Consider the following 23,046-nt stretch of genomic DNA (forward strand, 5'->3'; position numbering starts at 1 on the left):
TAGGCATAGCGCCGATGCTTGAAGCCCTGATCTTCGTCGTCTTCCCGTTCTGCATGCTGTTCGCCGCTATCTCCGACATGCTGTCGATGACGATAGCCAATCGCGTGCCGGTGCTGCTTGTCGTCGTCTTCGCACTGGTTGCGCCGCTGACCGGCATGGAATGGGCGGCCTATGGCTGGCACTTTGCTGCCGGAGCCCTTGTTCTTGCCGTGACGTTCGGCCTCTTTGCAATGGGCGGCATGGGCGGTGGTGATGCCAAGCTGCTGGCCGCGACCGCCGTGTGGATGGGACTCGACATCCAACTCGTCGAGTATCTCCTGGTCTCGACCTTTATAGGCGGCTTGCTGACGCTCGCCATTCTCGTCTACCGGAAGTCGCCGCTTGCGGTTTTTACCGGCCGCAATCCGTTCCTGCGTCACTTCGCGGATGAGACGACCGGGGTTCCCTACGGCATCGCGCTCGGTTTGGGCGGATTGCTGACCTACCCGGATTCGCCCCTAATGGTCTGGGCGCTGGCCAGGCTGGCGGCCTGAACTTACCGATCATTCCTTGGCTGTGTTGCGGGCTGGCTCTGCGGAGCGGGCTGGCTGTTTGTCCCTGACGGCGCAATACAGCTAATTTATGTAAACCTTAAATTAATCACGATCGTAAGCATTACATTAACCTTGTTTTGACGATTGCCGCTGCAAAGTCCGGCCTGGCTAGGTGGTTTGCCAAGGCGAGGGTTCGGACAGATGCCAGCATCCCGATTGATTATTCTGAGCGTGGCGGTCGCCGCGGCGGGTGGTGCTGGCTATGTCGCGAAGAACATGGTCGCAGCGCCGCCACCGCAGATCGTCGAGTCCGGTCCAGCGGCTCCCGCCGTGGCATTGCAGGACGTGCTTGTCCTGTCGGGCGATGTCACCATGGGCAGCCAGCTCGAGAACAACATTGCCTGGCAATCCTGGCCGGCTGACGGCATCAACGCCAATTTCATCACCAAGGCCACTGCTCCCGATGCCCTGGAGAAACTGAAGGGGTCCATAGCCCGTGTTCCGATGTACGCGGGCGAGCCGGTGCGGCGTTCCAAGCTGATCGGCGAGGGGCAAAGCTTCATGTCGTCGATCCTGCCTTCTGGTATGCGGGCGGTCGCTACGACGATATCGGCCGACACCTCTGCCGGCGGTTTCATCCTTCCGAATGATTTCGTCGACGTCATCATGACCCGCCGGGCCGATGCCAACAGCGGCGGCTCCGGCTTCAACACCGAAACCATCCTCAAGAACATCCGCGTCCTGGCGATCGACCAGACCATCCAGGAGGACGAGGAAGGCAAGAAGACCAGGGTGGGCCAGACCGCCACGCTGGAACTGACGCCCAAGCAGGCGGAGATCATCACCGTCGCCCAGCAGATGGCGGATCGCCTGACGCTCGCGCTGCGGTCGATCACGGACACCCAGGAAAAGAATGTGGACGAGGCCGACTATCTCGTTTCCGGCAATGGCCGCAAGGGAACGGTGAGGCTGATCAAGTCGGGCGAAGTTTCCGAAGTGGGGGCAAGAAAATGAGGCTAAGCGGTAAACTGCCGGCGGTCGTGGCAGCGGCTTTCGCCCTGCTGCTCGTCGGAACGAACGTGCAGAGCGTGGTCGAGGCCAAGAATGCCCAGGTTTCGGCTTCGGCGGCCACCCAGCGCGTCAAGCTCGGCCTCAACAAGTCGGTGGTCATCGACCTGCCGAGTGATGCCTACGACATTCTTGTCGCCAATCCGACCGTCGCCGATGCGGTGACCCGCACCGCGAGGCGCATCTACCTGTTCGGCAAGGCGGTTGGCGAGACCAACATCTTTGTCTTCGGGCCGAATGGCGAACAGATCGTCAGCCTCGATCTGGCCGTCGAACGCGACGTCGCAGGCCTGGAGGATTATATCAAGCGCTTCATCCCGACATCGGCCATCAAGGTCGAACTGCTGAACGACAACGTCGTCCTGACAGGAACCGTCGACACGCCGCTGGACGCCAAACGCGCCGTCGACCTGGCGACGATCTTCGTCTCGGGCGGTGAAGCGACGACGGGACAATATTCGCAGACCGCGGCCGGCGGCTCGGCCCAGAGTGGTGTCGACATCAACAATCCGGACCAGGAACGCCGCGTCTCCAAGATCGTCAATCTTTTGCAGATCATCGGCGACGACCAGGTCACGCTCAAGGTGACGGTCGCCGAAGTCAGCCGCTCCGTGATGAAGCAGCTTGGCGTCAATATGGTGGGCAGCGGCGGTAGCAACGGTATCAGCTACGACGCGATGAGCACCCCGGCATACGGGCTTGGGAAACCGCTGTCGCAATTCTCGGGAGCTTCGATCGGCACCTCGGCGCTTCAGGCGTATCTAAACGCAATGGAGCAAGGCGGCGTCATGAAGACGCTGGCGGAGCCGACCCTCACCGCCGTCTCGGGTGAGAAGGCAACATTCAAGGTCGGTGGCGAGTTCAATCTCATCACCAGCCGTACGAACAATGTTTCAGATGACAACAAGACAGGGCAGGTCACATACACCAACGATAAACTCGAATACGGCATCGGCCTGGAGTTCCAGCCGGTTGTGCTGTCAGCGGGTCGGATCAGCCTCAAGGTCCGGACGTCCGTGTCGGAGCCTACTGCCGAAGGCGCCACCACGCTGGAAGCGGCGGGCAGGTTGCCCGGAACCACGCTGTTGTCCATCCGCAAGAGACTTGCCGACACGACCGTCGAATTGCCGTCAGGGGGTTCGATGATGATCGCCGGCCTCGTCCGCGATGACGTCAGGCAGGCTGTCGCCGGCCTGCCCGGGCTGACAAAGATCCCGGTGCTCGGCACACTGTTCCGAAGCAGAGACTTCGTGCGCAACGAGACCGAACTGGTCATCATCATCACCCCCTATCTGGTGAAACCGGTGGCACGAAACGACCTTGCCAAACCTGACGACAATTTCAACGCCGCCAGCGATGGCGCCGGTATGTTCCTGGGCCGAGTCAATCGTGTCTACGGCACAATGCAGACGGACAAGCCCAGCGGCCGTTATCACGGCGTCGTCGGCTTCATCTACAAGTGAACGGGGAAGCGGACATGTCTCAGTCAGCATTGCAGGCAAGGACCATCGTCATGACCACGCGCTTCGGCCGTTCGCGAATTCTCCGGCGCGCCATTCCTGCCCTAGCGGTGGCGATGGCAGCATTGCTGGCCGGCTGCGCCCAGCGCGACAGTGTCACCGTCGGCGCCATTCCAGACGACTACCGCACCAACCATCCGATCGTGATCGCCGAGAAGAACCTAAAGATAGACCTACCTGTCGGCGCGGGTGACCGCGGCATGACCGGCTCGCAGCGCGACACGCTCCTGGGTTTCCTCGACGGCTACGACAAGAGTGCTGCCCCGACGTTGACGATCCAGGTTCCGAGCGGCTCGGCCAACGAGATCGCCGCCGCCGCCGCCGCGCGCGATTTCGCCCGGCTCGCGGTTGCCGCGGGCGTCAAGCGCAGCCGGATCGTGGTCGTCTCGTATCAGGCTGCCTCGAGCGAGACATCCGCCCCGATCCGGGTCGCCTATATCGCGGTGAAGGCCCAGACCGACAAATGCGGACGATGGCCAGATGACCTGCTGGAGACGTCCGAGAACAAACACTATGCCGATTTCGGCTGCTCCTATCAAAACAATCTCGCAGCCCAGATGGCCAATCCGGCCGACCTGATCGGGCCGCGCAAGCAGACCACCATCGACGCGGAAAATCGTGGCGCGGTGATCGATGTCTACCGCAGCAGGGGTATTTCGGACGAGTTCCTCGGCAATTCTGAAGTGACGTACTGAGCCGCGCCCTAAGGGAAAGAGAAGTCACGGAAAGATGACCATGAGCAACCTTGCCTATGACGCCCCCATGGACGGCGGTGAGACCTCGCCGCAGGACATCGCCGCGATGCAGGCGCTGCGGCCGGTTCCGCGCATCTCGATCCAGGCATTCTGCGAGACCGAGGGTGTCGCCAATCCGGTCGAGCGCGCCGGCGAGGACCGCCGCATGACCAAGGCCCATCTCAAGGTCCATATGGGCGGCGTCCCCACGGCCATCGAATTCTATCAGTCGGCGCCAACGCCGAACCTGATCCTGCTGGAGTCGCGCAGCGAACCCAAGCAGTTGCTGGAACAGCTCGCGCAGCTCTCGGAATATTGCGACCCGTCTTCCAAAGTGGTGGTGATCGGCCACTACAACGATGTCGGCCTCTATCGCGAGCTCATCCGCTCCGGCATTTCCGAATATGTCATCGCGCCGGTGTCGATGGCCGACATCGTCAGCGTCATATCCTCGATCTTCGTCGATCCGGAAGCCGAGCCGCTCGGCCGCTCGATCGCCTTCGTCGGCGCCAAGGGTGGCGTCGGCTCTTCCACGATCGCCCACAACGTGGCTTGGGCGATGTCCTCCCTGTTCAAATCCGAGGTGGTCGTCGCGGACCTCGACCTCGCTTTCGGCACGGCCAACATCAATTTCGACCAGGATCCCGCGCAAGGCATCGCCGAAGCGGTATTTTCGCCCGAGCGCATCGATGAAGTCTATCTCGACCGGCTGCTGACTCAGTGCGCCGAACACCTTTCGCTGCTCGCCGCGCCCTCGACGCTCGAACGCGTCTATGATTTCGATCCCGACGCCTTTACGCAGCTTGTCGACACCGCGCAGCGCACCGTGCCGCTCCTGGTGCTCGACGTTCCCCATGTCTGGACGGGTTGGACTAAGAACACACTGATCAAGGCCGATGAGATCGTCATCACGGCGACGCCGGAACTGGCCAATTTGCGCAACACCAAGAATTTGGTCGACATGCTCAAACGGCTTCGTCCCAACGACGCGCCGCCCAAACTCATCATCAATCAGGCCGGCGTGCCCAAACGGCCGGAGATTTCCCCGTCCGATTTCGCTGAGCCGCTCGGCTTGGCCGCAATGGCGATCATCGGCTTTGACCCGCTGCTGTTCGGCAATGCCGCCAACAACGGACGTATGCTTGGTGAAATGGACGCCAAGAACCCGGTTGTCGGCACGATCAACGAAATTGCCCATGTGCTGACCGGCCGCAGCGAAATCCGGGTGAAGAAAAAAGCGGGTCTCGGAAATCTGCTCGGCAAGCTTTCGCGCAACAAGAAATGATGCTTCTTCAGTGGAATCGGTAGTCGATCATGTTTGGTAAGAGAGGCAGCGACGACGGCAACCGGTTCAAGCCGGAATTCCGCCAGCCGGCACCGGCGCCGATCGCGCCAGCCGTCGCGGATTCGGCCGATACGGCGGTTCTTGCGAGGCCGGCGGCCGCATCTGCGTCGAGCGCTCCTGTTGCACCGCCGGCCCGCCGCGCGGTCGAGGCGCCGCCGATAGCACCGGAGCCGAAGCGGGCGGCGCGCGAAAAGAGCGAAACCTACTACGATACCAAGAGCCAGGTCTTCGCCGCCCTGATCGATACGATCGACCTGTCGCAGCTTGCCAAGCTCGATCCCGAAAGCGCGCGCGAGGAAATCCGCGACATCGTCAACGACATCATCGCGATCAAGAATTTCGCGATGTCGATAGCCGAACAGGAAGAGCTGCTCGAGGATATCTGCAACGACGTGCTTGGCTATGGGCCGCTCGAGCCATTGCTGGCTCGCGACGACATCGCCGACATCATGGTCAACGGCTCCAAGAACGTCTACATCGAAGTCAACGGCAAGGTCGAACAGACCGGCATTCGTTTTCGTGACAACCAGCAGCTTCTCAACATCTGCCAGCGCATCGTCAGTCAGGTCGGCCGCCGCGTCGATGAATCCAGCCCGATCTGCGATGCGCGTCTTCCCGACGGCTCTCGCGTTAACGTCATCGCGCCGCCGCTCGCCATCGACGGCACCGCGCTCACCATCCGCAAATTCAAGAAGGACAAGCTGACGCTCGATCAGCTGGTGAAGTTCGGCGCCATCTCACCGCAAGGAGCCGAGGTTCTCAAGATTATCGGCCGTGTTCGCTGCAACATCGTCATCTCCGGCGGCACCGGCTCGGGCAAGACGACACTGCTCAACTGCCTGACCAACTATATCGACCGCGAGGAACGCGTCATCACCTGCGAGGACTCGGCCGAACTGCAACTACAGCAGCCGCATGTCGTCCGTCTGGAAACCCGCCCGCCCAACCTTGAAGGCGAAGGCGAGGTGACGATGCGGGATCTGGTCAAGAACTGCCTGCGCATGCGGCCCGAGCGCATCATCGTCGGCGAAGTGCGCGGACCCGAGGTGTTCGACCTTCTGCAGGCGATGAACACCGGCCATGACGGCTCGATGGGAACGATCCACTCGAACAGCCCGCGCGAATGCCTGAATCGTATCGAATCCATGATCGCAATGGGCGGGTTTTCGCTGCCGCAGAAGACCGTGCGCGAAATCGTCGTCGGCTCCATCGACGTGATTATCCAGGCGGCACGCCTGCGCGACGGATCGCGCCGCATCACTCACATCACCGAGGTGATCGGAATGGAAGGCGACGTCATCATCACGCAGGACATCGTCCTCTATAACATCAAGGGCGAGGACGCGAATGGGCGGCTGCTGGGAGAGCATGTATCGACCGGCATCGGTCGCCCCCATTTCTGGGACCGCGCTCGTTACTATGGCGAGGAGCAGCGCCTCGCAATAGCGCTTGAGGCGATGGAGAAACGCGCTGACTGACGCTGCTGCAGGCCTAAGGGTTCTGATCGATGTTTGGAATTGACGGCACCGTATTGGCGTTTGTCGTGCTCGCCGGCTTCAGCGCCGGCGCGGTCGCCTATGCATTCCTGTTCACCCGGATCAGCAACGAAAAGCAGGCGGGCAAGCGGCTGGAAACGATCAAGGCCGCGGAGACGGATCGCTCCGTCGTCAAGGCCTCGCGCGATCGCGTGGCGGAGGCGGCCAAAAGACGCAAGTCGGTCCAGGATTCGTTGAAGGAACTCGACGAGAAGCAGAAATCCAAGGACAGCGCGGTCAAGAAACCGCCGCTGAAAGCCCAACTGCGCCAAGCCGGCCTGAAGGTTTCCATCGAACGCTTCTACATCTATTCCGCCATTTGCGGCCTAGCCCTGACGATCGTCGCCTTTGTGGTGGGGGCGCCGCTTTTTGTTTTGCCTGGCGTGCTGCTGGCCGGTGCGCTCGGCCTGCCGCGCTGGTTCGTCTCATTTCGCCGCGCGCGGCGGGTCAAGGCATTCCTCAACGAATTTCCCAACGCGCTCGACATAATCGTGCGCGCGGTCAAATCCGGCCTGCCGCTGAACGATGCGGTGCGCCTGATCGCCAACGAATCCCCCGAGCCCGTCAAGGCCGAGTTTCGCCGCATAGTCGATTCGCAGCAGATGGGCCTGTCGATCCCGGATGCCACCTTGCGCATGCCCGAAACCATGCCATGCACCGAGGCCAGCTTTTTCGGCATCGTCATTCAGATCCAGTCGCAGGCCGGCGGCAATCTCTCCGAGGCGCTGGGCAATCTTTCGCGCGTGCTTCGCGACCGCAAGAAGATGAAGGCCAAGGTCCAGGCGCTGTCGATGGAAGCCAAGGCGTCCGCCGCCATCATCGGCGCGCTGCCTTTCATCGTCGCGTTTCTCGTCTATCTCTCCAGCCCCAACTACCTGATGCCGCTGTTCACCACGAGCATCGGTAACCTGATCCTGGGGGTTTCGGCGGTCTGGATGTCGATTGGCATCTTCGTGATGCGCAAGATGATGAACTTTGAAGTCTAGGGCCGCGGCATGACCGAACAAGTCGTCAAATCACTGACGGATCCCGGCCTCCTGATCGCGCTGTTGGTCGGTATCGCCGTGTTCGCGACGGTCTTCACCTTGCTGCCGGCATTTGGCGGAAACCAGCTCAAGGCGCGCATGAAGTCGGTCGCGCTGGAACGCGACGAATTGCGCGCCAAGCAGCGCGCGCGGCTTGCAAGCGAGGCGGATCGCCGCCGCAAGGGCCTGCGCGAGGAACAGTCGATCGGCATGCGCAACATCGTCGACCGGCTCGACCTGCGGCGCGCCCTCGCCGACGAGGGTACCTTGCAGAAGCTCAAGGTTGCCGGCTTTCGTGGGCAGAACCCGCTGACGCGGTTCCTCTTCTTCCGCCTCGTGCTTCCGTTTGCCGGCTTCGCACTGGGCGTGATCTACATATTCGTGCTCGGAGGACTGCCGCAGCAGCCATTGTTCATTCGGCTGTTCGTCTGCGTCCTCGTTGCCTATGGCGGCTTCTACGCACCGGTCGTCTACGTCAACAACCGCGCCACCAAGCGCAAGCAATCGATCCAGATGGCATGGCCGGACGCGCTTGACCTGATGCTGATATGCGTCGAGTCTGGCATGTCGGTGGAAGCGGCACTGCGCAAGGTCGCCGACGAGATCGGCGTCCAATCGGTGGCCTTGGCGGAAGAATTCATCCTGACGAACGCCGAGCTTTCCTATCTGCAGGAGCGCAAGCAGGCCTATGAGAACCTCGCCAGCCGCACCGGCCTGGAATCCGTCAAGTCGGTGTCGCAGGCACTTGTCCAGGCCGAGCGTTATGGCACCCCTGTGGCGCATGCGTTGCGGGTGCTCGCGGGTGAAAGCCGGGACCAGCGCATGAATGCCGCCGAGAAGAAGGCCGCCGCCTTGCCGCCCAAGCTCACCGTGCCGATGATCCTGTTTTTCCTGCCGGTGCTGTTCGCCATCATCCTCGGCCCTGCCGGTATCCAGGTCAGCCAGCGCGGCATCTTCGGCCAGGCGCACGAAACCAGCAGCCAGTAGGTGGATCTGACCGATCCAAAGAAAAACCGCGCGGCCGACGCAGCGCGGTTCTCTTATGCATGGTTTGGTGGCTGGGTGTCGCTCAGTTGGTCGCGGCTTTCGCCTTGTCCTGGTCCTTGAGCTGGCTCCAGGCATTTTGCTGAGCCAGCATCTGCCTGAGATAAGCGACATTGGCCTGCGCCTGTTCGGGTGACAGCTCCTGCGAGGCGATCTTCTCGGCTTCGTCGAAGCGGCCCTGCAGGCCGATGACCAGCGCCAGGTTCTGTCGCACGCGGCTGTCAGCATTCGGCTGCTGTGCGGCCGAGCGCATATAGGTTTCGGCAGTGCGCAGGTCGCCTCCCAGCACATAGGACATGCCAAGGTTGGAAAGCACCGAAGGTTCGTTCGGCTTGAGCTCCAGCGCCTTGCGGTAGAGTTGGCGCGCGTCGTCCTTCTGTCCGAGCTGATCGAGAATGGCCGCTTCCGCCGACACCAGCCTCCAGTCGGGATATTCCGGCGTCTGCGCCCGGCGCACCGCGTCAAGCGCCGCCTCGAACTGGCCGTTGGCGGCCAGCGCCTTGCCGTAGGCGGCAAGCACATCGCGATCCTTGGGATAGGCGATCGCCAGCTTGCGCATCACGGCAAGCGACTGGTCGGCATCGCCATCCATCTGCAGCGCAGCGGCGAAGTTGGTCGCTATCCGCTTGTCGTTGGGATTCCTGGAATAGGACTGGCCAAGCGCTGCCGTCGCATTGTGCAATTCTCCCGCCGACATGGTCTCCAACGGCTTGCCGCTGGTGCGTCCGATCGAGCCTGTGCTGATCTTGTCGGTTCCGCAGCCGGCAACACCTGCGGCGAGGGCGAGCATGAAGGCCGTGGTGATGAGCCGCTTTCCGGTGGCGTTAATCGTGCGGTTCGTCGGCATCGGCACCCTGGGCCTCCATTCATGCGCGCGGCCATTGCGTGGCCATCTTCCCTGTCGAAGAAATATTCTGTTAACCCTAACGGACGGTTAAGAAGCGCCGAATCGACGGACGTCGGCAGGAGAACATCGAATGTCAGTGGAACTGGTCGAGAACAAGCTGAACAACCCGCTTCCTGTCCACCTGGTGGCCAAGGACGGTCTGGAGACGGCCGGTCTGGCGTCATCTGCCGTGGCGTGGGCCAGGGCCAACGGCTTCTCCGGCGAAGCGGGCAGGACGCTCATCGTGCCTGCAGAAAACGGCGCGCTCGGCGGTGCCTTGTTCGGTATTGGCGACGGCGAGGGCGCGCTGGCCGTCGGCGCGCTGGCGAAAGGCCTGGCGGAGGGCGACTGGCACTTCGCCTCCTCGCCGGCCCGGCCGGAACTGGCGGCAATCGCGCTGGCCCTCGGCGGCTATGTCTTTATCCGCTATGGCAAGAAACCGGGCAAGGCGCTACGCTTCGAATTGCCGGCCGGCGTAGAGGCAAAACGCGTTCGCCGCATCGTCGAAGGCGTCTTCCTGACGCGCGATCTTGTCAACACGCCGACCAGCGACATGGGGCCGGACGAGCTGGAGAAAACGGTTCGAGCCCTGGCCGAAATTCACAAGGCCGAAGTGTCGGTTATCAAGGGCGACGATCTCATCAAGCAGAATTTCCCGATGATCCATGCCGTCGGCCGGGCTTCGTCCAGTGCGCCGCGCCTTATCGACATGGGCTGGGGGCCAAGGAGCGCGCCGAAAGTGACGTTGGTCGGCAAGGGCGTCTGTTTCGACACTGGCGGCCTCGACATCAAGCCGTCGTCCGGCATGCTGTTGATGAAGAAAGACATGGGGGGTGCCGCCAATGTGCTGGGTCTGGCCTCGATGATCATGGCCTCCGGATTGAACGTGCGGCTCCGCGTGCTTATCCCGGCCGTCGAGAATTCGATCGCCGGAAATGCCTTCAGGCCTGGCGACGTGTTGGCGAGCCGCAAGGGCATGTCAGTCGAGATCGGCAACACCGATGCCGAGGGAAGACTGGTTCTGGGCGATGCGCTGGCGCTGGCCGACGAGGAGGAGCCGCAATTGCTTGTCGACATGGCGACGCTGACCGGCGCTGCTCGTGTCGCGCTAGGTCCGGACCTGCCCCCCTTCTACACCGGCGACGAGGCATTGGCCTCGGAACTGGCGGCCGCCTCGCTGGCGGTCGAGGATCCGCTGTGGCGCATGCCGCTGTGGCGGCCCTATGATGCGAAGCTGTCGTCGAAGATCGCCGACATCAACAATGTCACCACGGATGGGTTCGCCGGTTCCATCACCGCGGCGCTGTTTCTCAAGCGCTTTGTCGAGAAGACGGCAAGCTGGGCGCATTTCGACATCTTCGCCTGGAACCCCGCCGATCGTCCGCACGGACCTGCCGGCGGCGAAGCGCAAGGCATCCGCGCACTGGAGCACGTCATCTCGAAGCGTTTTGGCTGATGTGGAGGTGATTTTCAGGGCCGGCAGATTGCCGAAACTGAAACGGAACCGAAACAATTTGCCGTCATTCTCGTGCGATGTCGATTTCGATGCGCCCGAGCCAGGCCTTGCGACTGTGGCAGCAAGTGATGCTGTCGCAGGTGCGCGACGACGCGCCTGATCTCACCATGCGCCAGACGGCTATCCTGTTCACCATCTATCTCGATCCGCCGCCGCACACGGTGCGCGGGCTGGCGGCCCGTCTCAACGTCACCAAACCGGTCATCACCCGCGCGCTCGATACGATGGGTGCGCTCAAACTGGTGTCGCGCCATCGCGACGAACTCGACAAGCGCAACGTGCTGATCAAGCGTACGGTCGAGGGTGCGCTCTTTGTCGAGCGCTTCGGTGATGGTATCATCGCCAAGGCACAAGAGCTGCCTATCTGACGACCAGCCGTCTCAATGGATGAACTGATTTGACCGCCAGGGATGCCCGCCTCCACGCCTTTCGGCCCGATCTTGCCGATGCGAGATTGAAAGGAGAGGTCGCTGCCGACCGCTTTGTCGCCGGCCGGCCGGCGCGGATTTCGGTCCCAGTGGCCGATATCCGCAAGGCTCCGCGTCCAGACTCTGGTGTCAACACGCAAGCCCTATTCGGCGATGACGTGCTCGTTTTCGAGGACAGAGAGGGCTGGGCCTGGATCCAGGCCGAACGGGACGGTTATGTCGGCTATGTCGCCGACGCCATGTTGGGCGGGCGGGATCATGCGCTCACCCATATCGTCTCCGTGCCCCGAACTTTCCTCTATCCGGGCCCGGATCTGCGCCTTCCGATCGCGGGTCAGCTGTCGATGGGGTCCGCCGTCACGGTGACGGGTTCCGCCGAAACGCGCGGCACCCACTATGCCGTCCTGCCCTCCGGTCAGGCAATCATCGCCGGTCATCTGCGCCCTGTCAGCAATGTGGCTGGCGACTATGTTTCTGTGGCCGAGATGTTTCTCGGCACTCCTTATCTCTGGGGCGGCGTTTCCGGCTTCGGCATAGATTGCTCCGGCCTCGTGCAACTGGCGATGCGCATGGCCGGCGCCGATGTCCTGCGCGATTCCGACATGCAGGCGCAGAGCATCGGCGAGCCGCTCGATCCGGGCCCGGATTATTCCGGCCTGCGCCGCGGCGATCTCGTTTTCTGGAAAGGCCATGTCGCCATCATGGCCGACGCCGAGACCATGATCCACGCCAACGGCCACACCATGCTGGTGTCGCGCGAAGGTCTAAAGGAAGCCGTCGCCCGCATCGGCTATCTCTACGGCGGGCCGACGGGGTTCCGGCGGCCGTAGGCGATCCTCCCTTTCCCCGGGGAAAGGAAAAACTGCTCGATCACCTTTTGTTCCGATTGTTCTTGGCGTTCGCGCGCCGTCGCGCTACCTCTGACGCGTGACAGAGAAGCCGCGCCTTGCCGACCAGAATGCCGCCGTCGTCCTGCCCGAGCCATTCCTCAGATGGTTCGGCGAGAAGGGCTGGTCGCCGCGCGCGCACCAGCTCGAATTGCTGGCGAGGGCCCAAGCAGGGCAGTCGGTGCTGCTGATCGCGCCGACCGGCGCCGGCAAGACCCTGGCCGGGTTTCTGCCTTCGCTGACTGAACTGGCCGTCAGAGCCAGGCGAAAGCCGGGGCAGGCCCATCGCGGCATCCACACGCTCTACATCTCGCCGCTGAAGGCGCTGGCTGTCGACATCGAGCGCAACCTCGGCAAGCCGGTGGAAGAGATCGGGCTCTCCCTCACCATCGAGACCCGCACCGGCGACACGCCGGCGCACAAGCGCCAGCGGCAGAAGCTGGTGCCGCCCGACATCCTGCTCACCACGCCCGAGCAGCTTGCGCTGCTGATCGCGGCACCCGATGCAAGGCGTTTCTTCGAAGACCTGCGCTATGTCGTGCTCGACGAGTTGCATTCGCTGGTGATTTCGAAGCGGGGTCATCTCCTGGCGCTTGGTCTGGCGCGGCTGCGCCAGTTCAGGCCCGAGCTTCAGACCATCGGCCTTTCCGCCACGGTGGCCGAACCGGACGAATTGCGCCGCTGGCTGGTCGGCCAGAATCCGTCCGAAAATACGGCGAGCCCCGACATGGCCGAGCTGATCGTCGTTACCGGCGGCGCGAAGCCCGAAATATCCATCCTGGACTCGGAAGAGCGCGTGCCCTGGGCAGGACATTCGGCCCGCTACGCGACCCCCGAAATCTACCGCGAGATCAAGCGCCACAAGACGACCCTGCTGTTCGTCAATACGCGCAGCCAGGCGGAGTTGCTGTTCCAGGAATTGTGGCGCGTCAACGAAGATACCTTGCCGATCGCCCTGCACCATGGGTCTCTCGACGTCGCGCAGCGGCGGCGGGTCGAGAAGGCGATGGGCGACAATGCGCTGCGCGCCATCGTCGCCACCTCGACGCTCGACCTCGGCATCGACTGGGGCGACGTCGATCTCGTCGTCCATGTCGGCGCACCGAAAGGAGCGAGCCGGCTGGCGCAGCGCATCGGCCGCGCCAACCACCGCATGGACGAACCGTCCAAAGCCATCCTCATTCCGGCCAACCGCTTCGAAGTGCTTGAATGCAGGGCAGCACTGGATGCCAACTATCTCGGCGCGCAGGATACGCCTCCACTGGTCGATGGCGGGCTCGACGTGCTGGCGCAACATGTCCTTGGCTGCGCTTGCGGCGCGCCGTTCCGCGCGGATGATCTTTACGAGGAGGTGCGGTCGGCCGCTCCCTATGCCGGCCTCGATCGGCCGACATTCGACCGCGTCGTCGATTTCGTCGCCACCGGTGGCTATGCCTTGAAGAGCTACGAGCGATACGCCCGCATCCGCCTCAACAAGGATGGGTTGTGGCGGGTATCCAATCCGCGCGTGGCCCAGCAATACAGGCTGAATGTCGGCACCATCATCGAGGTGCCGGCACTCAACGTGCGTTATGTTCAGGCCGGCAGCAAGGGTTCCGCGTCGCGCGGCGGCCGGGTTTTGGGCAAGATCGAAGAGGCTTTTCTCGAGACGCTGACGCATGGCGACACCTTCATGTTTGCCGGCAAAGTTCTTCGCTTCGAAGGCATTCGCGAGAATGAGTGCTTCGTCTCTAATGCGCCCGGCAGCGACGCAAAGGTGCCTTATTATGGCGGCGGCAAGTTCCCGCTTTCGACCTATCTCGCCGAACAGGTCCGCGCCATGCTGGACGATCCGCAGCGGTGGAAGAAACTGCCCGAGCAGGTGGCCGACTGGTTGCGCTTCCAGGCCGACAAATCGGTGCTGCCTAAACGCGACGATCTGCTGATCGAGACCTTCCCGCGCGGCAACCGCCATTATCTGGTGGCCTATCCCTTCGAGGGCAGGCTGGCCCACCAGACGCTCGGCATGCTGCTTACCCGCCGTCTCGACAGGGTCGGCGCCAGGCCGCTTGGCTTCGTCGCCACCGATTATGCCTTGGCCATTTGGTCGCTGGGCGACATGGGCGCGATGTTCAAAGCCGGAAAACCCTCGCTCGGCGCGCTTTTCGATGAGGACATGCTGGGCGACGATCTCGAGGCCTGGCTGGCAGACAGCTGGCTTCTCAAGCGCACTTTCCGCAATTGCGCGCTGATTTCAGGGCTGATCGAAAAGCGTCATCCCGGCAAGGAGAAGAGTGGGCGTCAGGTGACCGTCTCGACGGACCTCATCTATGACGTCCTGCGCAGCCATGAGCCGGATCACATATTGCTTCAGGCGACGCGCGCGGATGCGGCGGCGGGCCTGCTCGATGTCAGCAGACTTGCGGACATGCTCTCGCGCATTCAAGGTCGAATCATGCATAAGAACCTCGAACAGATATCACCGCTCGCCGTGCCGATCATGCTCGAGATCGGCAAGATGCCGGTCCACGGCGAAGCCGATGAAACGCTGCTGATGGACGCGGCGACGCTGGTTGAGGAAGCCATGGGACCGGAGATGGCTGAGGAATGAATTTTTCGCTGGCACGCGCATCGTTGATCGCCGAGGCCGATCTGGTCGGCATCGCCGGCGAACGTGCGGTCTGCGATCCGCGCGGCGTGCTCTACTTTCCCGAGCTCAAGCTTCTGGCCGTTTCCGATCTGCATCTGGAGAAAGGTTCATCGCTGGCAAGGCGCGGCACGCTGCTCCCGCCCTATGACACCGGCGCGACCTTGCTGCGATTGCAGGCCGTCATCTCAGACTACCAGCCGGCAATCGTCATCAGCCTGGGCGATTCCTTCCACGATGGCGGCGGCGCCGAGCGCATGCATCGAAGTTTCCGCGAACGGCTGGAGGCGCTGATGGCGGGCCGCGACTGGTTCTGGGTGGCCGGCAACCATGACCCGGAGGCGCCGGCCGACCTGCCGGGCGAGACGGTGCGCGAACTCGCCATCGGCTCGTTGCTGTTCCGGCACGAGCCGTCGAAGCTGCGCGTCGAGGGTGAAATATCGGGCCATCTCCATCCCTGCGCCCGCATCGTCCAGCAGGGCCGCTCCGTGCGGCGGCGCTGCTTCGCCGGCGACGGCGGCCGCATGATCATGCCCGCCTTCGGCGCCTATACCGGCTCGCTCAACGTGCTCGACCGCGCCTATGCCGGCCTGTTCCGCCTGGAATCGCTGATGGCCTATATGCTCGGCACGGACCGCATCTTTGCGATCTCAGGCTCGATGCTGCGGCCCGGCTGAAGACCCTATTTCCCGTAGTAGAGGGTGACCGTGTGCTTCGCTTCGGCGAAGAACAGCCAACGCTCGACCAGCATGCCGGCAAATTGTGCGACAGCGGCGAACGCCGATGCGAGGGCCGCCAAAGGTGACGGCAAGGCGAAGGCCGCAATCAGCAGCAAGGCGGGCAGCGCGAAGCCCAGGAGTTGGGTGATCCGCCGCAGCTTTGCGCTGTGCTTGCGCGCGATGCGGAAACCCATTTCCTTGAGCAAATAATTTTCCTCGGTATGCGGCCATTCCAGCGACCGAACCGTCCCCCCGGCAAGCCCGGTTGCGGTGTTGGCGTTGGTGGGGATTGCCAATCGGTCGTTGTACCGCCAGGTCGCAAGCTTCCAGGCCCAACCGAGCAGGATCAGCAGTACGCAGGCCGCCGGAAGCATTTTCGAGCCGACAGCAAAACCTTGGCATAGCGCGGCCAGAAGCACACTGCCGGTCATCGCCGAGAAGATGAGGTAGCCAGGCAAAGTATAGCGGCTGTGCCACTGGGCGATCGGCTTCAGCGAGGCGTAGATCATGCCGGTCATGCACACGGTGACGATGGCGCCTGTCGTTGCCAGAAGTCCGGCGGCGGCGACCCAGCCATCGAGCCGGCCAAGTATGACCCAGCCGACGCCGAACAGTCCCGCGGGGACGAAGGTGGCGATCGAGGCGACGCCTTCGCGCGACAGCCAGGAACTGCGCCATTGCGAGAAGGCGCGCCAGGCGCGTTCGGGGCGGCCGAGATGTCCGGTCGAGGACAACAGGCCGGCGGTGATCAGGCCGATCGCCAGTCCCATGCTGATGAAGCCCAGCCAGAAATCGGGTGCGATGACGCCAAGTGGCGCCAGCACGCCAAGCAGCGCAAGCAGGCCGTAGCCGGCGCCGGTGGCGGTGGTGAAGAAGACGACGGAGAAGGCTGGATGCATGGGTGGTCAGTTCGAGAGCATGCGGTCGACCCAGCCGAGGAACCCACCCTCGGCCCGCACCGGCTCCAGGGTTGGCGCTGAAACCTTTGCGGCGCGTTCGGTATGCGCGCGCGGCGGCAGGTATTTGTTGGTCGGGCGATAACCGAGTTCCGGCATCAGGTCGACGCCGCCACGCTCCCCAACCAGTTGCGACACCGCCGAGGCGGGGTCGCCGAGATCGCCGAAATGCCGGGCGCTGGTCGGACAGGCGGCGACGCAGGCCGGCACGCGGTCCTCCTCGGCCAGATTGTCATTGTAGATGCGGTCGATACAGAGCGTGCATTTCTTCATCACGCCGACATCGGTGTCGAACTCGCGCGCACCATAGGGGCAGGCCCAACTGCACAGTTTGCAGCCGATGCACTTGTTCTCGTCGACCAGCACGATGCCGTCCGAGGCCCGTTTGTAGGAAGCCCCGGTCGGACACACGGTGACGCAGGCCGGCGTCTCGCAATGCAGGCAGGAGCGCGGGAAGTTCACCGTGCGGCCGCCCATCGCGGTCGTGTGCTCGTAGCTGTGCACGCGATTGAACCAGACGCCGTCGACATGGCCGCCATAGGGGTCGATGTCGGTCAGCGGCGCCATGTGGCCGCCGGTGTTCCATTCCTTGCACGCGGTGACGCAGGCCTGGCAGCCGACGCAGGTGTCGAGGTCTATGACCAGCCCGAGTTTTTTTCCGGTATGGGCGGGGACGCAGGTCATTTGGCGGCTTCCCTGTTCATGCGAAATTCGGCGCCGAAGCGAAGTGTGTCCGGCGATGGCTGGAATTGCGGCGGCTGATGGAAGCGCTCGAATTGCGGCTCGGTGAAACCGGCTTCCTGCGCCGCGCATTTGACGATGCGCACCTTGAGATCGAACCATGCCGCCTGGCCGGTCACCGGATCGGAATTCGAATACCGCCTGCCGTTGGTGTCTGCCGTGGTCTGGTCGCCGATTATGTGGTTGAGCAGGAAGCCGCGATTGCTCTCGGCGGCATCGTCCTTCAGCCCCCAGCTGCCGCGCCTTTTGCCGATCGCGTTCCAGGTCCAGACCGTACTTTCGTTCACGCCGTCGACCAGCTTGATCTGCCCCTTGACCCTGCCATTGATGCTTTCGATCCAGACCCAGTCCTCGTCGGCAAGGCCGAGCCCCGCGGCGGTTTTCTCGTGCACGAACAGCCGGTTTTGGCTGGTGATTTGCCTCAACCATGCATTCTGCGAACCCCAGGAGTGGTACATGTGCATCGGCCGCTGCGTCAGCGCATGCAGCGGATATTTCTGCTGGTCGCCGGCCGCTTCCTCGAAGGGCATGTACCAGAAGGGCAGCGGGTCCATATAGGTCTCGATGCGCTGGCGCTCACCCTCCGGCGGCAGGACACGGCCATGGCCGCGAGCGGCCAGCCGAAAGCGCTGCAATGGCTCGGAATAGAGCTGGAAGACGACGGGTTCGGCCTTGGCGATGAAGCCCATCTGCACCGCGAAATCGAGATAGGACTTGTTGGCCATCTTGTAATAGCGCTGGTCCTCAGCGAAATCGTGGTGCCAGAAGCCACCATTGTCGATGTAGCGCTGCAACTGGTCCGGGTTTGGCTCGCCCTTGCCGGTCGAATTGCCGTCCTTGCCGCGCCAGCCGGCAAGCGGGCCGATACCGGGCGTGCGCTCGTGATTGACGATGTAGTCGGCGTAGTCGGCGTATTTGACGGCCCCGTCTTCCCCGACGAAACCGGGCAGGCCGAGCCGCGCGCCCAGTTCGATCAGCACCGACTGGAATGGGCGCACGTCGCGGTCCGGCTCGACGACGGGATGGCGTATGGCATCGCCCGGTCCGTCGGCATGGCTGATCGGCCGGTCAAGCAGGCTGATGCAGTCATGGCGCTCGAGATAAGTTGTGTCGGGCAGCACCAGGTCGGCAAACGGCACGGTCTCGGAATAATAGGCATCGGAATAGATGATGAAGGGGATCTTGTAATTGCCCGTCTCGTCGCGGTCGGTCAGCATGGAGATGGTCTCGACGGTGTTCATCGAGGAATTCCAGGCCATGTTCGACATGTACATCATCAGCGTGTCGATCTTGTATGGATCGCCGGCCCAGGCGTTGCGGATGACGGTGTGCATCAAGCCGTGCGCAGCGAGCGGCGCCTCCCAGGAATAGGCCTTGTCGATGCGGGCCGGCACGCCTGCCTCGTCGACCAAAAGGTCGTCAGGCCCGCAGACGAAGCCGAGCGGCGCCCCTTCGAGCGGCGTCATCGGCCGGACGTTCTTGCCGGCAGGCTTCGGTCCTGGCGGCGCACAACGCGGATAGGGCGGTTTGAAGCGGAAGCCGCCAGGGACGTCCACCGTACCGAGCAGCACCTGCAGCAGATGAATCGCGCGGCAAGAATGAAAACCGTTGGAATGGGCTGAGATGCCGCGCATCGCATGCATCGACACTGGCCGCCCCTTGATCGTCTCGTGGCGGCGGCCGGCCCAGTCGGTCCACGCCACCGGCAGTTCGATCGTCTGCTCAAAGGCGACATGAGCGAGCTCGGCGGCGGTCCCGCGGATTGTGTCGGCGGCGATGCCGCAGCGCTCCGCGACCGCATCGGGCGAATAGCTCTCATCAAGGTATCGATCGGCGATGAGCTGGAACACCGGAACGCAGCGACGGCCGTCGAGGGTGAAGCTGCCGGTCAGTGCCGGTTTGGCGCTGGCGTCGGTAGCGCGGACAGGCACCTTCGCCACCCTGTCCCAGGCGAGCAGGTTGCCGGCGCTGTCGCGGACAAACAGCCCGTCATCGGCCGCGCCCGGATCCTGGATGACGAGCACATGGGCGTTGGTGTAGCGCAGGAGATAGTCGAGATCGACGCGGCCGGCCTTCAGGAGCTCGTGGATGAGGGCAAAAACGAACAGGCCATCGGTGCCCGGCCGAATGCCGATCCAGTCGTCGGCGATTGCGTTGTAGCCGGTGCGGCATGGATTGACCGACACCACCTTGGCGCCGCGCGCCTTGAGCTTGCCGAGGCCGATCTTGATCGGGTTTGAATCATGGTCCTCGGCGACGCCGAAAAGCATGAAATATCGGGTGTTGTCCCAGTCGGGTTCGCCGAACTCCCAGAACGAGCCACCGATCGTATAAAGCCCGCCTGCCGCCATATTGACCGAACAGAAGCCGCCATGCGCGGCGAAGTTCGGCGTGCCGAACTGGCTTGCCCACCAGCCGGTCAGGGACTGCGACTGGTCGCGGCCGGTAAAGAAGGCGAGTTTCTTCGGGTCGCTGCGGCGGATATTCGACAGCCGCCCGGTCGCGATCGAAAAGGCCTCCTCCCACTCGATCTCGCGGAATTCTCCCGAGCCGCGCGGGCCGGTGCGCAGCAGGGGCTTTTTCAGCCGGGCAGGGCTGTAATGCTGCATGATGCCGGAGCTGCCCTTACCGCAGATCACGCCGCGATTGACGGGATGATCCCTGTTGCCGTTGATGTAGCGGACCTTGCCGTCCTTGATGTGCACGTCGATGCCGCAGCGGCAGGCGCACATATAGCAGGTCGTCTTGGCGACGCGGTCGGAGACGGCGGGCGAGGTGTCGACGCCATCGTCCTCGTCGGGTGCGTTCGTGTCGGCGAGCGGGCGTTGGGACGGGGCGGAATTCGCGCCGCGGAGGGGTCCTTGGGTCATGATCCCCGAGCGCTTTTGCGGTTCGCAGCTTTGGCCCTGGTTTTCGGCCCGGGACCGCGCATGTAATGCTCTTCCGGATGATAGCGATCGCCGGACAGCCGCCGCCGCAGACCGCGGGTCCAATGCGCGAACAGGGACTTGAACCGCCCGATCATTTCATTCTCTGTCAATCGGTGGCGAATTTTTTCTAACTTCGATTGAAAACTTAGAATAAAGCTATCAACCCGTCTAATCAGTTGTTCTTGTAAATTCGATCGATATTGGTTCTTAATGCCTTATGACACTTGACCAGTTGCGGATATTCGTCGCTGTCGCCGAGCGTGGCCACATGACCAAGGCGGCGGAGTTGCTGGGCATTTCCCAGTCGGCGGCATCGGCCGCCATCCGCGCGCTTGAAGAGCAGCACGGCGTCCATCTGTTCAACCGCGTCGGCCGCAACATAGAGCTTGCCCAGACCGGTCACCGGTTCCTGCCCGAAGCCAAGGCCGTGCTGGAGCGAGCCGCCGCAGCACGCAATGTGCTGGAACATGTCTCGCAGACGGTTGCCGGCAGCCTCTCCATCGCCGCCAGTCTGACCATCGCCAGCTACTGGCTGCCGCGTCGGCTGGCGTCCTTCCACGAAGCCTATCCTGCGGTCAGGCTGAGCGTCAGCATCGGCAACACCAGGCAGGTCGAAGCCAGCGTGCTGGATGGAACCGCCGATCTTGGCTTGGTCGAGGGGCGCACCGAGTCCGATATATTGCGCCGCGCCAAGGTCGATATCGACCGGTTGATGTTAGTGGTTGCCAGTTCTCATCCCGAGATCGCCGAAATCGCGCCGGGCCGCCCCGACATAAAAGGGCTGCGCTGGATCATCCGCGAGGGCGGTTCCGGCACGCGCGAGGTGCTGGAGGATCTGGCGCGCCGCGAAGGGATTTCGCTTGACGATCTGCAGATATTCCTGGTGCTGCCGAGCAACGAGGCGGTTCGCCAGGCGGTCGAGGCCGGTGCCGGAGCTACCATCATTTCGGAGCTCGTCGTTGGACGCGCCGTCGCCGAAGGCAGCTTGCGGTCCGTGCCACTCGAACTGCCGAAACGCGACTTCGCCATGATCACACATCGCGATCGCCAGGCAAGCCTGGCCCAGATGGCGCTCAAGGCCCATTTGGGGGCCGACGAGAAGGCGTCCGCGCGTTCGTGAATTGTCCGGATATCAGCCGAACTTTCGCTGCGCGTCCAGCGCAAGGCCAAGTCCGACCGAGCCGAACATGTCGCCCTCGATGACCGAAGCCTGAGGCACCAGCGACAGGATTTTTTGTCTCGCCAGCGGGATCGCGGTGGATCCTCCGGTCAGGAACACGGCGGTGATGTCGGTCGGCCTGACCCCGGCGTCGCCGATGGTCTGGCCGACCGTGGCGGCAACGCGCTCGATGTCCCTGGCGATCGTGGCGTCCAGCGCCTCTCGGGTGATCTCGGCGGCGAACTGGACTTCCGGCAGCATCACCTCGACATCGGCCGAGACCTTGTCGGTCAGCTCGATCTTGGCCCTTTCGACAAGAGCGGCCAGCGCGTGCCCATACCGGTGCTCGACGATATGGATGAAGCGGTCGACGAGATCGGCGCGCTCGGCCTCGTAGCGGATCTGGCGCAGATGCGTCATCGCCTTGGCCGTATAGACCAGATTGATGCGCTGCCATGTCGCAAGATCGATGAAGTAGCTGGCCGGCAGGTTGCGCTTGCCGTCCTTGGTCGGGCTGAGGTAGCCGAGTTCCGGCATCACATGCGCAATGCTGAGCAATCGGTCGAAGTCGGTGCCGCCGATATGTATGCCGCGGCTGGCCAGGATATCGTCCTTGCGGTCAAGCGAGCGGGCTCGCTGCGGCGAGACCCTTACGATCGAGAAGTCCGATGTGCCGCCCCCCATGTCGATGATCAGCGCCAGTTCCTCGCGCGTCACCTTCTGCTCGTAGTCGAGGGCCGCCGCGATCGGTTCGAACTGGAAGGCGATATGCTTGAAGCCCTGGGCGCGGGCAGCCCCTTCGAGCTCGCCTTGTGCCCTGGCATCGGCCTCGGCGTCGTCGTCGACGAACTGCACCGGCCGGCCGAGCACCACGCTCTCGACGGCGCCGCCGGCATCCTCCTCCAGCCTTTTGTGCAGATGGCCGAGGAACAGGCCGACGATCTCCATGAAGCCGATCGAGCGCGCCTTGATGCGCGTTTTTTCCTGCGCGAGCGCGCTGCCGAGCACACTCTTCAGCGAGCGCATCAGCCGGCCTTCCACGCTGTCGGTGTAATTGGCGATGGCGTGGCGGCCGAAACAGGTGCGGTTGTCCTCGAAATTGAAGAACACCGCGCTTGGCAGCGTGACCTCGCCGCCTTCCAGCGCGACGAGGTGCGGCTGGCCGCTCCTGACCACGCCCACGGTGGAGTTGGAAGTGCCAAAATCGATGCCGGCGAATGCTGATCGCATCGCAGCCTCCTGTCATCTCTGCCAAGGCAGCGGTTCGGCGCCGCCCGTGAAGCGTGCGCTCTCTGTCGTCCGGGTGGCCGGACCGCTCTGCCGAATTGAATTGTGCATGTTGCCCGGGGGCCGGGAGGTGGCGGTCTATAGCATGATCCGGGAAAGGGAAACCC

Annotated in this window: 19 protein-coding genes; 14 read left to right on the forward strand and 5 right to left on the reverse strand. The window is 63.1% G+C overall.

The window, feature by feature from the left end:
• Positions 1–14 precede the first annotated feature (14 nt).
• The 8 genes from LB566_RS15040 (at position 15) to LB566_RS15075 (ending at position 8,747) form a co-directional block, all read left to right on the forward strand.
• Positions 15–533, forward strand: coding sequence for a prepilin peptidase (locus LB566_RS15040; RefSeq protein ID WP_140550066.1), 519 nt, complete (start codon positions 15–17; stop codon positions 531–533).
• Between the two features lie 201 nt (positions 534–734).
• The gene (cpaB, locus tag LB566_RS15045; protein ID WP_140550065.1) at positions 735–1,547 is read left to right on the forward strand and encodes a Flp pilus assembly protein CpaB; all 813 of its coding nucleotides are present in this window, start codon (positions 735–737) and stop codon (positions 1,545–1,547) included.
• Entirely contained in the window at positions 1,544–3,064 is a 1,521-nt protein-coding gene (locus tag LB566_RS15050; protein ID WP_224624964.1) for a type II and III secretion system protein family protein, read from the forward strand. Before cpaB ends, LB566_RS15050 begins: the two co-directional genes overlap by 4 nt.
• A 14-nt stretch (positions 3,065–3,078) precedes the next feature.
• The gene (locus LB566_RS15055; RefSeq protein ID WP_224624965.1) at positions 3,079–3,816 is read left to right on the forward strand and encodes a CpaD family pilus assembly protein; all 738 of its coding nucleotides are present in this window, start codon (positions 3,079–3,081) and stop codon (positions 3,814–3,816) included.
• A 40-nt stretch (positions 3,817–3,856) separates the two neighbouring features.
• Positions 3,857–5,140 (forward strand): CpaE family protein, encoded by a 1,284-nt coding sequence (locus LB566_RS15060; protein ID WP_411910479.1) that lies wholly within the window; start codon positions 3,857–3,859, stop codon positions 5,138–5,140.
• Between the two features lie 29 nt (positions 5,141–5,169).
• A complete protein-coding gene (locus LB566_RS15065) occupies positions 5,170–6,678 on the forward strand; it encodes a CpaF family protein (RefSeq protein ID WP_140550061.1) in 1,509 nt (502 codons plus the stop codon).
• 29 nt (positions 6,679–6,707) lie between these two features.
• Positions 6,708–7,721: a type II secretion system F family protein gene (locus LB566_RS15070; RefSeq protein WP_140550060.1), complete on the forward strand. Its 1,014-nt coding sequence runs from the start codon at positions 6,708–6,710 to the stop codon at positions 7,719–7,721.
• Positions 7,722–7,730: 9 nt separating this feature from the next.
• Positions 7,731–8,747 carry a type II secretion system F family protein gene (locus LB566_RS15075; RefSeq protein ID WP_140550059.1) on the forward strand — a complete coding sequence of 339 codons (1,017 nt, stop codon included), beginning with the start codon at positions 7,731–7,733 and terminating at the stop codon, positions 8,745–8,747.
• Positions 8,748–8,829: 82 nt separating this feature from the next.
• Here the strand turns inward: LB566_RS15075 and LB566_RS15080 are convergent, their stop codons facing one another.
• Entirely contained in the window at positions 8,830–9,651 is an 822-nt protein-coding gene (locus tag LB566_RS15080) for a tetratricopeptide repeat protein (RefSeq protein ID WP_224625053.1), read from the reverse strand.
• 130 nt (positions 9,652–9,781) lie between these two features.
• On the opposite strand from LB566_RS15080, the gene LB566_RS15085 reads away from it, so the two are divergent.
• The 5 genes from LB566_RS15085 to pdeM all read left to right on the forward strand — a co-directional run bounded on the left by LB566_RS15085 (position 9,782) and on the right by pdeM (position 15,824).
• On the forward strand, positions 9,782–11,146 hold the full coding sequence (locus tag LB566_RS15085; protein ID WP_224624967.1) for a leucyl aminopeptidase family protein: 1,365 nt from the start codon (positions 9,782–9,784) through the stop codon (positions 11,144–11,146).
• A 77-nt stretch (positions 11,147–11,223) separates the two neighbouring features.
• On the forward strand, positions 11,224–11,574 hold the full coding sequence (locus LB566_RS15090) for a MarR family winged helix-turn-helix transcriptional regulator (RefSeq protein ID WP_140513216.1): 351 nt from the start codon (positions 11,224–11,226) through the stop codon (positions 11,572–11,574).
• A 29-nt stretch (positions 11,575–11,603) separates the two neighbouring features.
• On the forward strand, positions 11,604–12,464 hold the full coding sequence (locus LB566_RS15095) for an NlpC/P60 family protein (protein WP_224624968.1): 861 nt from the start codon (positions 11,604–11,606) through the stop codon (positions 12,462–12,464).
• Between the two features lie 97 nt (positions 12,465–12,561).
• The gene (locus LB566_RS15100) at positions 12,562–15,111 is read left to right on the forward strand and encodes a ligase-associated DNA damage response DEXH box helicase (RefSeq protein WP_224624969.1); all 2,550 of its coding nucleotides are present in this window, start codon (positions 12,562–12,564) and stop codon (positions 15,109–15,111) included.
• Positions 15,108–15,824 (forward strand): ligase-associated DNA damage response endonuclease PdeM, encoded by a 717-nt coding sequence (gene pdeM, locus LB566_RS15105; protein WP_224624970.1) that lies wholly within the window; start codon positions 15,108–15,110, stop codon positions 15,822–15,824. Before LB566_RS15100 ends, pdeM begins: the two co-directional genes overlap by 4 nt.
• Before the next feature lie 5 nt (positions 15,825–15,829).
• Here the strand turns inward: pdeM and LB566_RS15110 are convergent, their stop codons facing one another.
• The 3 genes from LB566_RS15110 to LB566_RS15120 are packed head-to-tail and all read right to left on the reverse strand — an operon-like array spanning position 15,830 to position 20,433.
• Positions 15,830–16,765: a dimethyl sulfoxide reductase anchor subunit family protein gene (locus LB566_RS15110; protein ID WP_224624971.1), complete on the reverse strand. Its 936-nt coding sequence runs from the start codon at positions 16,763–16,765 to the stop codon at positions 15,830–15,832.
• Positions 16,766–16,771: 6 nt separating this feature from the next.
• Positions 16,772–17,506, reverse strand: coding sequence for a 4Fe-4S dicluster domain-containing protein (locus tag LB566_RS15115; protein WP_224624972.1), 735 nt, complete (start codon positions 17,504–17,506; stop codon positions 16,772–16,774).
• Complete coding sequence (locus LB566_RS15120) at positions 17,503–20,433, reverse strand: molybdopterin oxidoreductase family protein (protein ID WP_224624973.1); 2,931 nt, start codon at positions 20,431–20,433, stop codon at positions 17,503–17,505. The genes LB566_RS15115 and LB566_RS15120 overlap by 4 nt, the downstream gene beginning before the upstream one ends.
• A 277-nt stretch (positions 20,434–20,710) precedes the next feature.
• Here LB566_RS15120 and LB566_RS15125 point away from each other — a divergent pair, with 277 nt between their 5' ends.
• On the forward strand, positions 20,711–21,613 hold the full coding sequence (locus LB566_RS15125; protein WP_224624974.1) for a LysR family transcriptional regulator: 903 nt from the start codon (positions 20,711–20,713) through the stop codon (positions 21,611–21,613).
• A 12-nt stretch (positions 21,614–21,625) separates the two neighbouring features.
• On the opposite strand, the gene LB566_RS15130 is transcribed toward LB566_RS15125, so the two are convergent.
• Complete coding sequence (locus LB566_RS15130) at positions 21,626–22,882, reverse strand: Hsp70 family protein (RefSeq protein ID WP_224624975.1); 1,257 nt, start codon at positions 22,880–22,882, stop codon at positions 21,626–21,628.
• Positions 22,883–23,046: the final 164 nt, after the last annotated feature.

Source organism: Mesorhizobium sp. CA13, assembly GCF_020165235.1.
Lineage (GTDB): Bacteria > Pseudomonadota > Alphaproteobacteria > Rhizobiales > Rhizobiaceae > Mesorhizobium.

What these genes read in the sequence shown, in the direction of transcription:
- LB566_RS15040 (WP_140550066.1), top strand. Translation starts at nt 15, where the DNA reads ATGCTTGAAGCCCTGATCTTCGTCGTCTTCCCGTTCTGCATGCTGTTC.
- cpaB (WP_140550065.1), top strand. Translation starts at nt 735, where the DNA reads ATGCCAGCATCCCGATTGATTATTCTGAGCGTGGCGGTCGCCGCGGCG.
- LB566_RS15050 (WP_224624964.1), top strand. Translation starts at nt 1,544, where the DNA reads ATGAGGCTAAGCGGTAAACTGCCGGCGGTCGTGGCAGCGGCTTTCGCC.
- LB566_RS15055 (WP_224624965.1), top strand. Translation starts at nt 3,079, where the DNA reads ATGTCTCAGTCAGCATTGCAGGCAAGGACCATCGTCATGACCACGCGC.
- LB566_RS15060 (WP_411910479.1), top strand. Translation starts at nt 3,857, where the DNA reads ATGAGCAACCTTGCCTATGACGCCCCCATGGACGGCGGTGAGACCTCG.
- LB566_RS15065 (WP_140550061.1), top strand. Translation starts at nt 5,170, where the DNA reads ATGTTTGGTAAGAGAGGCAGCGACGACGGCAACCGGTTCAAGCCGGAA.
- LB566_RS15070 (WP_140550060.1), top strand. Translation starts at nt 6,708, where the DNA reads ATGTTTGGAATTGACGGCACCGTATTGGCGTTTGTCGTGCTCGCCGGC.
- LB566_RS15075 (WP_140550059.1), top strand. Translation starts at nt 7,731, where the DNA reads ATGACCGAACAAGTCGTCAAATCACTGACGGATCCCGGCCTCCTGATC.
- LB566_RS15080 (WP_224625053.1), bottom strand. Translation starts at nt 9,651, where the DNA reads ATGCCGACGAACCGCACGATTAACGCCACCGGAAAGCGGCTCATCACC.
- LB566_RS15085 (WP_224624967.1), top strand. Translation starts at nt 9,782, where the DNA reads ATGTCAGTGGAACTGGTCGAGAACAAGCTGAACAACCCGCTTCCTGTC.
- LB566_RS15090 (WP_140513216.1), top strand. Translation starts at nt 11,224, where the DNA reads ATGTCGATTTCGATGCGCCCGAGCCAGGCCTTGCGACTGTGGCAGCAA.
- pdeM (WP_224624970.1), top strand. Translation starts at nt 15,108, where the DNA reads ATGAATTTTTCGCTGGCACGCGCATCGTTGATCGCCGAGGCCGATCTG.
- LB566_RS15110 (WP_224624971.1), bottom strand. Translation starts at nt 16,765, where the DNA reads ATGCATCCAGCCTTCTCCGTCGTCTTCTTCACCACCGCCACCGGCGCC.
- LB566_RS15115 (WP_224624972.1), bottom strand. Translation starts at nt 17,506, where the DNA reads ATGACCTGCGTCCCCGCCCATACCGGAAAAAAACTCGGGCTGGTCATA.
- LB566_RS15120 (WP_224624973.1), bottom strand. Translation starts at nt 20,433, where the DNA reads ATGACCCAAGGACCCCTCCGCGGCGCGAATTCCGCCCCGTCCCAACGC.
- LB566_RS15125 (WP_224624974.1), top strand. Translation starts at nt 20,711, where the DNA reads ATGACACTTGACCAGTTGCGGATATTCGTCGCTGTCGCCGAGCGTGGC.
- LB566_RS15130 (WP_224624975.1), bottom strand. Translation starts at nt 22,882, where the DNA reads ATGCGATCAGCATTCGCCGGCATCGATTTTGGCACTTCCAACTCCACC.